Below are 10643 nucleotides of genomic sequence, written 5' to 3' on the forward strand. Positions count from 1 at the left end.
TGTTTATTAACCCATATTTTGCGATTCCCACAGGTATGTATATTTAGTATATACCGCCATCGCACTTGAATAAGCTGCTATCAACCCCCGCGTGCCGTCTAACACAGCACCTTTTAATATAAACGCCTTAAAGAACGCCACTACGGGGAGGATAAATATATCAAAACCACTGACACGTTTGCCTGTATGTGAGCCTTTCCACACCTTAGACAGCCATAGCATTTTATTCATGTGCGTGTCAAAATCTTTATATGAATAGTGGATAAGGTTTCCGCTTAACATCCCGTATCTGCCGTCCCATTTTAGATATAAATGCGGGTCTTGTCCCGCAAAACGCGCACCGCAGTTCCGTTTCATCAAGCGCAGTTTAGAATCAGGATGCCACGCATGCCTTAAAAGGCGTCCCATATAAAACGAACGTCTGCTTAATATATAGACTTGTTCTCTACCAGTAGTTATCGCCTGTTTAATAGAAACTGCTAGTTCTGGGCTTACCGCCTCATCGCAGTCTATAAACAAGACCCAGTCCGATGTGCATTTATCAAGCGATGAATTTTGCTGAGCTACATGCCCCTTAAAGGGTTCTGAATAAACTTTTGCCCCGTAAGATTTCGCTATTTCAATGGTTCTATCGGTTGATAGAGAATCAACTACTACTATCTCATCTGCTATGTCCTTGACAGTAGCTAAACAACGCCCAATGTTGTGTTCCTCATTGAACGACATTATGGCAACGGACAAGCTCACGCAAGTAGCTCCTCGTAATATTTGAGATATTTTTCAATCATAACATTATCAGTAAAACCCTGTGCTTTTTTGTATGCCGTCTTGCCGAACAACTTGCGCTTGTCAGGTTCATTAGCCAATTGCAACATCTTGTCCGCGAATATCTGTGGATTGCGCACTGGCGATAGGTAGCCAGTCACGCCGTCCTCTACTAGCTCTGGTATCCCACCAGTATTGGTTGCCACAGCTGGTTTAGATAAAAAAAATGCATCTATGATAGACGTGTTCAGCCCTTCTAGGTAGGACGAAACAACAAATATATCCATACAGCTAAGCATTAGTGGCACGTCTGTCCTGAAACCTGTAAATATTACACTATTAGCTAAGCCTAATACCTTTGCCTCATATTTAATCTCGTCAAATAGCGGTCCATCGCCCACTAACAATAGATTAGACAAGGCATTTGCTTTGCTCAGATAAATCTTATATGCGTTCAATAATGTATGATAATCTTTATGCGGGGAGAAGTTCGCTACCGTGCCGAACACGAGAGCATCTTTCTCTATACCTAATAACTTTTTAGCATCAGCTACAGCTGTGCCAGACACGGGCTTTATAGGCGTAGTGCAGGAATGTATTACCCTTATGTCTTCTGCTGGTATTCCGTCATTTATAAGGACGTTCTTTATCCCGTCTGAAACGGCTACGATATTGACCTGTTTATTTTTATATTTCTTTAGGCTAATGAAATTTTTATTGACCGAAAAATCCACACGGCGCGTATTAACCAGCTGGTATTTGCCACCTGTCAGCTTAGCCAGCAATAATGGCGTGAGGGATGCTGCTTCATGAGAGTGAACAATATCAGGCTTGATTTCATTGATAATAGCCTTAAACTTCTTATAGGTAATAGGCGATATTTCTCCGCCAAACTTTGTTGTCTGCATATTTTTAATATCTTTTTTGGAGAACTCACCGTCTTGGCGGCACACCAGACAAGACTCCACCCCTCGCTCAAGCAAGCCAATGTGCAACAACATACACTGACGCTGTCCACCGCGCCACTCCCTGCCCATATCAAAGTGTAGAATTTTCATAGTCCCCCAGTCTAACAAGTAAGCAAAAAAAGTCAAGTGCTAATACTATTAGAGTCAGCCAGCGATAAACTGTTCTGCGGCTCACGTTGAAGTATGCCACACGAAATTGCCTCTAAACGTCACCAAATATCCGTTAACGCTCCCCATACCTGTGCGACCTCTTTCTCGGCTTGTTCCTGAGAGCCACTATTATTTATGATATAGTCTGCGTATTTGCGCTTATCGCTGAATGGCATCTGCTGGGCTAACAGTTTGAGTGCCTCCTCATAGGGCGGATAACCCCTACTTTTCAGTCGTTCCAGCTGCGTTTCCTCATCACAATAAACAACAATTATTTTGTCGTATAATGACAGGTCTGTTGCCTCTATCAATAGCGGGGCATTATATATAATCACCGCTTTGCTATCCTTTGCATAAGTGCGAGCTATCTCATCTTTAACGTATTTTTTTATGGCGGGGTGCATTATCTCATTTAGCTTTTTAAGATTTGCTGGGTCGTTGGCGGTTATTTCCCGCAACTTTTTCCTGTCTATAATATCCTCCGCTAGTATGTCTGAACTGAATAGAGCTATGACAGCATCATAAGCTGAGCCGTCTGGCGCAATGATTACACGCGCCACATTGTCAGCATCTATAATATAACAGCCACGTTTTTCAAAAAGACTTGCAATATAATTTTTGCCGCTAGCCATCCCGCCAGTAAGCCCTATGAGCATCTATACACCTCTCTTATCACCCGCACTCGCTCGCTGAGTGGCAACATTGAGAGCATTATACAAAGTTCATCTGCCTTAAAAGCTGCACACACTGCAGGTCGCCTATCATAATCACCGCATCTACCGCTCTCTAGCAGATACTCGCAAGGCACACCCGCTGGTTTATCCAACGTAGATATATCATAAGCGATACAACACGCTCCGCACATAAGGCAATTTATCATACGAGTAGAGCCTCAACATTAGCTCCCTCGTATTCAAACGATACACGTCCTTGCTTACATTCAAAGCAAGCGGTCGCCTTTACCGCTATAATGTCCCCCGTATTAAATGTTATCCTATCAGCAAGTTTTGCGATTGTTTCAGCAGCACCTAGCCGAGCAAGTACGCTTATATCGTCAGTTATATACTCACTCAATACTGAATATCCATCAAAGTTGCCCGATATATCAAGCATTAAAGCAAATCCAAACAATGTAATAGCACCCGTCAGCCTACTGCGGTTGCGACTGTGGACGATAAATGCGACGCGTGGTGTGCAAGATAGGTTAGAATTATACGTCTGGATAGTTGCACCGTTTGCCGCTACTGAGCTTGGCAGTTTAGCCGATACGCACCCAGTATCAACGTCAATGCATACGATATTACGCGACAACACTGGTGCAAGCAAGATTACGTCATTATATCTATAAGTAGCACCTACAGAATATGCCTGAAAAAACGAGCCGTAGACACGTTTAATAGTGTTGTCCGACAGCACCCCTTTCATCTCCACCTTATTGGTATTGTTTTCTCTAAATCTGACGAACTTCATTCTGTTTTCCATATTTTATCAACTGCAGCGATATATTCGGCTATAAAGAATAAACCAAAAAATATCATGTGCGCCCATAACAATACCAAAAGCAACGTTCCTAAAGCACCATAGTATGAATAACGCGCCAACATAACGCTCATCCAGTTTAGCATTACCGACTGCAAGAACCAAAAATAAAAGCTGAATAAAACCGAACCGACAAATGCTAATAACACTCGCGGTCGCTTCAAGGGCAACAACATCCAAACCGTGAACGCTGCAAAGGCAATCACCGACAACGAAAGCACTTTATTTATAAAATACACTAAATTAAGCTCAATTAGCGGAAGCTCGCTAGGTAGAACACTTATTAAAAAGTGTGCCATAGTAGATGTAATGGTAGCAAGCACTATTAAGGCTATAGAAAATAAGGGTATAAACAGGTGCGCTAGCAACTGGCTGAAAAATAGTCGCCTAGCACCAGTTAATATTTCACGCCACTTTAAACCCCTTAGCCTATTCCACCATTTATATGAAATCTTATCTTTCGCCCAAATTAGAACGCTTACTAATGTGTTTCCTTGCGTTTCTTTAATACTTTTTGTTCCGAATATCCTATTGAACGCTGCCTGCAAGCCGCCTATCAGTATGGCTGCACTATATAGCCAGATAATCAAACTAAACCAGCCCACAGAAGCAAACGACATAGGAATATGCACGTCCATTACAGACAACATATTTATAATCTGCGTATATAAAGCCATATCTTTAACCGTGCTGAACGTTTCGCTGTCGCTGGCTATCAGAGCAGAGGTCGCAAAACCTATCAATATAGCAGTAGGCACTATGGATATTAAAAAATAGTATGTGCAGGCAGCGGCACGCATATATATAGCATCAGTATAAGACTTTTTTGTAGCAGTCCACAATGCCCGCACTACGTTAAACACTATTTCAACCGCCCGAATAGAGTATTCTTCTTTACCTCAGTAAGCACCACTTCCACCTCTTCACCCACATTAACAGCACGGGTAGTTTCAAAATTAACTATCCTGCCATAGATTGTCCTGCCCGACATAGTGCTGACATCTTGTTTAGATACGCCCTCAACTAAGACTTTAGCACAAACGCCGAGCAATGCACTATACCGCTCACTAGCAATACTATCTTGCAACTTTAATAGTCTAGCAAGTCGTTCAGATTTTACACTCGCAGGCACATTATCGTCAAGTTCATTTGCTTTTGTGCCCGGTCGCGAGGAATACTTAAAAGCAAATATAGATTCATACTTCATTTGCTCCACTGCGGCAAGCGTAGCCTCAAAATCTTCATCCGTTTCTGACGGGAAACCCACTATAAAATCTGATGCAAAACGCAGTTTCGGAAAGAACTCAAGTGCTGTTTGAACCTTATCTAAATACTGATTCCAAGTATAGCCTCTATTCATACGTTTTAATACGCTATCAGAGCCAGACTGTAACGGTAGATGAACCAGCGGGCAAATATTATCGTGCCCAGCTATTGTGTGAACTAATTTTTCAGAAAAATCTTTCGGGTGAGACGTAACAAAACGCAAACGAACTACCCCCTCTATCTGAGCTACCTGCCCCAATAGAGCAGGGAAGTCCACACTAGAACTAGAACCAGCACCATAAGAATTAACATTTTGCCCTAATAGCGTTATTTCTTTAGCACCATTGTGAACCAATGCTTTAGCCTCTGCCAGTATCTCACCAACATTGCGACTAATCTCGCGCCCCCTAGTGTATGGCACTATGCAATAGCTACAAAAATTATTACACCCTTTCATAATACTGATAGACACCGACACATTAATTCTGCGCTTAAATGGCGCAACATTAAAACTAGTCGCATCAACATCTAACGATGACGTGCGCTCGCCCGATAACGCCCTAGTAAGTGCATAGTCCAACATTGGCAGGTTATCAGTCCCAAGAGCGAAATCAACCTGCGGATACTTGCGTAAGAGTTGTGCCCCCACCTGTTGAGCTACACAACCCATAACGCCGATTATAGACGGCTTGCCTGACTTGCTATGCAGTTTGCCAAGCATACCTATGTAGCTTGATACTTTATTTTGCGGGCTTTCTCTAACCGAACACGTGTTTAATATAACAATATCTGCCGTCTTATAGCCATCTGCAGGAAACAATCCGCGCTCTTCTAGCGTTGCCGCTATTCGCTCGGAGTCGTATTCGTTCATCTGACAGCCGAATGTTTGAACGAAATAACTATTCATCAGTATGCTCCGCGCCTGAAAAATACTATATACGGAGTGTATAATAGTATCGTCACATCAAGCCAGACAGACCAGTTGAACGCATACCAGTTGTCTATAGCTATTCGTTCAGCATAAGACGTATCGTTGCGCCCGCTTACCTGCCAAAGCCCCGTTATCCCCGGATAGGTCATTTTATAATATACCTTGTCCTCCCCGTAATACTTTTCCAGCTCCTCTGTCAGCACTGGGCGTGGTCCTACTATGCTCATCTCCCCTAACAACACATTTATAATCTGCGGTAACTCGTCTATAGATGTTTTCCGCAAAAACCTACCCAGCGGAGTAGCGCGCGGGTCGTTCTTTAACTTATAGGTTTCGTTCCACTCCTTGCACATATTCTCATCGTTTGCTAATAGCGTTATAAGACGTGCTTCGGCATCGCCATACATACTCCTTAGCTTATATATCTTGAACAGCTTGCCCCCATGCCCTATACGCTCGTGACGGAACACTGGAAATGTGCCATATAGCATATATATAGCCACACACAGTGGCAGACAGACAAGCAACACAAGTGGCAATAGCAAGAGCGACACCACAATATCAAATATACGTTTTAATATTATATTCACAGGCGAGATAATCAAATTGTTTATGTATAGATAACCCAATTGCCCATTTAAGAGCTGACCTGCCTCTGCATTTGTCATATCAAGCACATCTGGCACGGGCACATATATAACGCTGACTACCCGCGTATGGATATGTTTTAGCAGTTTATGCTCTGTAGCCGTCTGAATGTCAGCTGGAACCATTATAGCAAGCTGGATATTATTATCATCAATCAGATTATCTAGTGTCTCTACATTTAATCTATCAGATAAAACTTCTTGTTTGACAATACGTAGCCCCATATAGCCTGATGCATCGGTAAATATCTTATGAACACGTTCAAGACGCTTTTCATCACCTATTAAAAGAGTATTTTTCTGAAAGTAATTAGTTTTGGCTAATAGCAATTTTATTATAATACGCATTATGGTTATAAACACGAAGAGAACGGCAAAAAGAACGCACAACAAGAGTCGCGACACACTATCGCTCATCTTGCCGAGTGAGACCACTGCAAGTGCTATAACAAAAGCGAGCACCACTGAGCGCAACACTCTGCCCGCCTCTATCCACAGAGGGTCTCTGCGCCAGTATAGACCGCTACTAAATAGTAGAATCATTAGTATTAAAGGTAGCCACCACAGAGAAACAAAGTGAATGAAATTGAATTGCAACTCCGCAATGCCAGCGATGTAATCAGCCAGCTGTCGCAAGCCATAAGATACGCTGAGCGAAAGATAATAGGCAACGATATCGCCTAGCAACAATATCAGTGAATATGTGCTGACAAGGCGGGGGTTACGCATTTAGACTAGATAGCCATCACTATTTTCAAGCACGTCAAGGTATCTAGCAACACCACTCGCCACACCTAAAAACTCATCTGCATAGCCCGCAGCGCGCAAATTGGTTAAATCAGCCTGTGTGAAACGTTGATACTTCCCTTGCAATTCATCTGGGAATGGCATATATTCAAGACTTGCCTCGCTGTATTTAGCTTGCACCGCCCTTGCTATCGCCTCAAAACTTTCCGCCCTGCCCGTTCCGCAGTTAAAGATACCAGATAGTTCAGGATGGTCAAAGAAAAACAAATTAACGTTAACAACATCATCCACGTGTATAAAATCACGCAATATATCTGCACTGCCCTCAAATAACTTCATCGGCTCATTTGCTTTAACCTGCTGAAAAAGATGACTTGCAACACTAGCCATCTTCCCCTTATGGTTTTCCTGCGGACCATACACATTAAAATACCGCAAGCCCACTACTTGAGAGCGGAGCTTATCGGCATTAAGCCTATAATACCTATCAAACTGACATTTAGAGAAAGCATAGACGTTTAGCGGATATTCACACTCGGGAGATTCTCTAAAACCTGCTTTCCCATCGCCATAGACTGATGCACTAGATGCATATATAAACGGAACAGAATTGTTGCTACAATATGCCAATAATTTTTTGCTATACTCATAGTTGGTATCCATCATAAACCTGCCGTCAGGCTCTGTGGTGTCCGAGCAAGCACCTTGATGTATTATATGCGTAATATTCAGCTTGCTAATGTTGGACATCAGCTCGCGGTAGTCCATATAGTCAACAAACTCAAGACGATTCAGATTTCTATGCTTGCAGCCAAAAGTTAAATCGTCCGTGAGCAATATATCTTTTACGCCACGCTTATTAAACCCACGAACAATATTGCTCCCGATAAAGCCAGCACCGCCAGTAACCAGTATCACCTAGCGTATCCCCCACCTGTCTAACTGTGCCAGTAACACACTATCAGGGTAATTGGCACGGAACTGCGCCAACAGATTAGTCCTGTCCACCCCCTCTGCACTCAATATGCCTCTGTAATACCAGAGCGGAGCAAACTCACCCTTTAGGTCGCTAGCACTAGCAATATTTTGAGCAACATCTAAGTCAACCAGCAGACTTTTAGCGAAAGCCTTATAGCTCCCGCCTACCTTGCCTAGCTCCTCTAACCCCCTATCATACATACCAGCAGAAACAAATGACGCACCAGCCACGTAACGTATATAATCTTTGGCAAATGAATATTTATTGGCTAGTTCGGCGTATCCCTCCAATGCATCAGTTGATGATATAGCCCGTTCAGCCGCGCCAATAAGCTCAATATTGCCCGCACGACTGCCATTATATAGACTCACACCGCCGTATATAAGGGCTACAGCTAACACTAAAGCACCCGCACCTATTATAATATTCTTATAATTCGTCCTGATAAACCTATCAAGCTTATCAACGGGCAAATCCCGCGCTAAAACGTCATTTTTTCTGCCTGCCATTGCAACGCTCCAATATATTTATTACTTACGTCTGCCAAATATCCTAAGCAAATATATAAACAGGTTCACAAAATCCAGATAAAGCTGCAATGCCCCAATTATGCTATAACGCGCAATCATATCGCTACCTTGCCCATCCAGCTCGCCCGCCATATCTTTTAATTTTTGCGTATCATAAGCTATCAGACCAGCAAAAACCGCCACGCCTACATAGCTCGTCATCCAGTATATAGATGGCATCTGCAAGAACATATTGGCAATGCTTGCGATAATAAGCCCTACAAGCCCTACCTTCATAAAACCGCCCAACCCAGTTAAATCGCGCTTGGTAAATGTTCCATATATGCTAAGCGCAAAAAACGTTGCCGCACATATAAAGAACACCGATGCTATGGATTCCTGCGTGTAGATAATAAACAAACTTGAAAGCATTAGCCCATTCAGTAGCGAATATGCCACAAAAGCAAGCATTGCCATAGTTGGGGACATCTTGTTGATAGCACCGCTTAACACCACAACTAGTAACAATGTCGCAACTACCAGCCCCCACACCAAACCGCTACCAAATATCGCTTGTTGGACAGACGGCGTAACGCTCACATAGTAAGCAGATGCACCAGTCAACACCAATGCAACACTCATTAGCATATAAACACGATTCATAAACGCAGAGAGCACGCCGCTCCTGCCCTGTATTATCATACCGCCCTGATTATTGTCTCCAATTTTATACATAAAATAATCCTCCGTTAAATTAGTCTAATACTAGGAGAATAACATGTCAAGTTCCGCCCGTCAAGACTTCGTCCGCCTAATATCTGCACCGAGTGCCATTAACTTTTGCTCTAACGCATCGTAGCCCCTGTCAATATGATACACCCTGCGGACTTCGCTTTTACACTCAGCTACAAGGGCGGCTATCACTAGCCCCGCCCCCGCCCGCAGGTCGCTAGCCATTACAGGCGCACCCGATAACCTTTTAACACCTTTAACTACCGCCGTTTGCCCTGATATCGTAATATCTGCACCCATACGTTTATATTCGGCTACGTGCATAAATCGGTTCTCAAAAATTGTCTCATTTATAACAGACGTGCCTTCTGCAACCGATAGTATCGCCATAAACTGCGCCTGCATATCTGTAGGGAAACCAGGGTGAGGCATAGTCGTTATATCTTTAGCTTTTAGCTGCCCGCTAGATTTTATAACCAACCGATTACCCCCCACGTCTATATCTACCCCCATAGTGGCAAGGGCATCTATAATAGGCGATAATTCTTTCACAGGTGCATCTACTATATCTACTTCGCCACCAACACCCGCCACAGCACAAAGCAACGTTCCCGCCTCTATCCTATCAGGCATGATGCTATATGCGGCAGGAGCTAGCTGAGCCACACCCTCAACTTTGATAGTATGCGTCCCCTCGCCCGTTATGTTTGCACCCATAGCACGCAACTGACGGGCTAAATCAACGACTTCAGGCTCTTGCGCCGCATTATAAATAGTTGTAGTTCCCTCAGCAAGGGTAGCAGCCATCATTATATTTTCAGTGCCTGTAACTGTGATAGTCTTAAATGTTATCTCCGCACCATGTAGCCGTCCATCGGGACATTTCGCATCAACGTAGCCGTTCTCCACAACTATTTGCGTTCCCATCTTCTCTAAAGCTGCAATGTGTAAATCAACCGGTCTAGCACCGATAGCGCAACCACCGGGTAGCGACACATAAGCCCTGCCACGCCTAGCAAGCAATGGTCCTAATACTAATATGCTAGCACGCATTGTGCGGACAAGCTCATAAGGTGCTTCGCAGAACTCTCCGCCACCATTATCTAGTATCAATTTGCCGCTATCAGTGCTAATACTGATATTCAAACCTTTTAAGAGCGTGCTCATCGTACGCACATCGTTCAGCATAGGCACATTGGAAAGTACGTGTCTGCCATTAGCCAGTATTGTAGCCGCCATTACAGGCAGAGAGGCATTCTTTGAGCCACTAATGCGCACGCTACCATTCAGCCTGTTGCCACCATTTATTATAAATTTATCCATAATGCTACTATATGACTAGCACATATTCAGAAAAAATACTAGATGCAGGCATGCCTGCATCTAACAGGACAAACCCTAACCCCCTAC

Annotated in this window: 12 protein-coding genes; all 12 read right to left on the minus strand. The window is 43.5% G+C overall.

The features are described from left to right. Positions 1–6 precede the first annotated feature (6 nt). The 12 genes from AC1MDJ_RS00475 to murA all read right to left on the minus strand — a co-directional run bounded on the left by AC1MDJ_RS00475 (position 7) and on the right by murA (position 10556). On the minus strand, positions 7–747 hold the full coding sequence (locus AC1MDJ_RS00475; RefSeq protein WP_479688984.1) for a glycosyltransferase family 2 protein: 741 nt from the start codon (positions 745–747) through the stop codon (positions 7–9). Next, the gene (locus tag AC1MDJ_RS00480; RefSeq protein WP_479688985.1) at positions 744–1823 is read right to left on the minus strand and encodes a glycosyltransferase; all 1080 of its coding nucleotides are present in this window, start codon (positions 1821–1823) and stop codon (positions 744–746) included. The genes AC1MDJ_RS00475 and AC1MDJ_RS00480 overlap by 4 nt, the downstream gene beginning before the upstream one ends. A 119-nt stretch (positions 1824–1942) precedes the next feature. Continuing rightward, on the minus strand, positions 1943–2539 hold the full coding sequence (gene coaE / locus AC1MDJ_RS00485; RefSeq protein ID WP_479688986.1) for a dephospho-CoA kinase: 597 nt from the start codon (positions 2537–2539) through the stop codon (positions 1943–1945). Next, positions 2530–2763, minus strand: coding sequence for a YkgJ family cysteine cluster protein (locus AC1MDJ_RS00490; RefSeq protein ID WP_479688987.1), 234 nt, complete (start codon positions 2761–2763; stop codon positions 2530–2532). Before AC1MDJ_RS00490 ends, coaE begins: the two co-directional genes overlap by 10 nt. Continuing rightward, positions 2760–3365, minus strand: coding sequence for a DUF2437 domain-containing protein (locus tag AC1MDJ_RS00495; RefSeq protein WP_479688988.1), 606 nt, complete (start codon positions 3363–3365; stop codon positions 2760–2762). The genes AC1MDJ_RS00490 and AC1MDJ_RS00495 overlap by 4 nt, the downstream gene beginning before the upstream one ends. Then, on the minus strand, positions 3350–4285 hold the full coding sequence (locus AC1MDJ_RS00500) for a YhjD/YihY/BrkB family envelope integrity protein (RefSeq protein WP_479688989.1): 936 nt from the start codon (positions 4283–4285) through the stop codon (positions 3350–3352). The genes AC1MDJ_RS00495 and AC1MDJ_RS00500 overlap by 16 nt, the downstream gene beginning before the upstream one ends. After that, entirely contained in the window at positions 4285–5595 is a 1311-nt protein-coding gene (gene miaB / locus AC1MDJ_RS00505) for a tRNA (N6-isopentenyl adenosine(37)-C2)-methylthiotransferase MiaB (protein WP_479688990.1), read from the minus strand. The genes AC1MDJ_RS00500 and miaB overlap by 1 nt, the downstream gene beginning before the upstream one ends. Next, on the minus strand, positions 5595–6995 hold the full coding sequence (locus tag AC1MDJ_RS00510) for an exopolysaccharide biosynthesis polyprenyl glycosylphosphotransferase (protein ID WP_479688991.1): 1401 nt from the start codon (positions 6993–6995) through the stop codon (positions 5595–5597). The genes miaB and AC1MDJ_RS00510 overlap by 1 nt, the downstream gene beginning before the upstream one ends. Continuing rightward, positions 6996–7931 carry an ADP-glyceromanno-heptose 6-epimerase gene (gene rfaD / locus AC1MDJ_RS00515; protein ID WP_479688992.1) on the minus strand — a complete coding sequence of 312 codons (936 nt, stop codon included), beginning with the start codon at positions 7929–7931 and terminating at the stop codon, positions 6996–6998. It lies immediately after the preceding gene. Continuing rightward, a complete protein-coding gene (locus AC1MDJ_RS00520) occupies positions 7932–8501 on the minus strand; it encodes a hypothetical protein (RefSeq protein WP_479688993.1) in 570 nt (189 codons plus the stop codon). A gap of 21 nt (positions 8502–8522) precedes the next feature. Next, the gene (locus tag AC1MDJ_RS00525) at positions 8523–9236 is read right to left on the minus strand and encodes a Bax inhibitor-1/YccA family protein (protein WP_479688994.1); all 714 of its coding nucleotides are present in this window, start codon (positions 9234–9236) and stop codon (positions 8523–8525) included. A gap of 60 nt (positions 9237–9296) precedes the next feature. Further along, positions 9297–10556 (minus strand): UDP-N-acetylglucosamine 1-carboxyvinyltransferase, encoded by a 1260-nt coding sequence (gene murA, locus AC1MDJ_RS00530; RefSeq protein ID WP_479688995.1) that lies wholly within the window; start codon positions 10554–10556, stop codon positions 9297–9299. Positions 10557–10643 lie beyond the last annotated feature (87 nt).

It is taken from the genome of Candidatus Termitispirillum reticulitermitis (assembly GCF_054655775.1).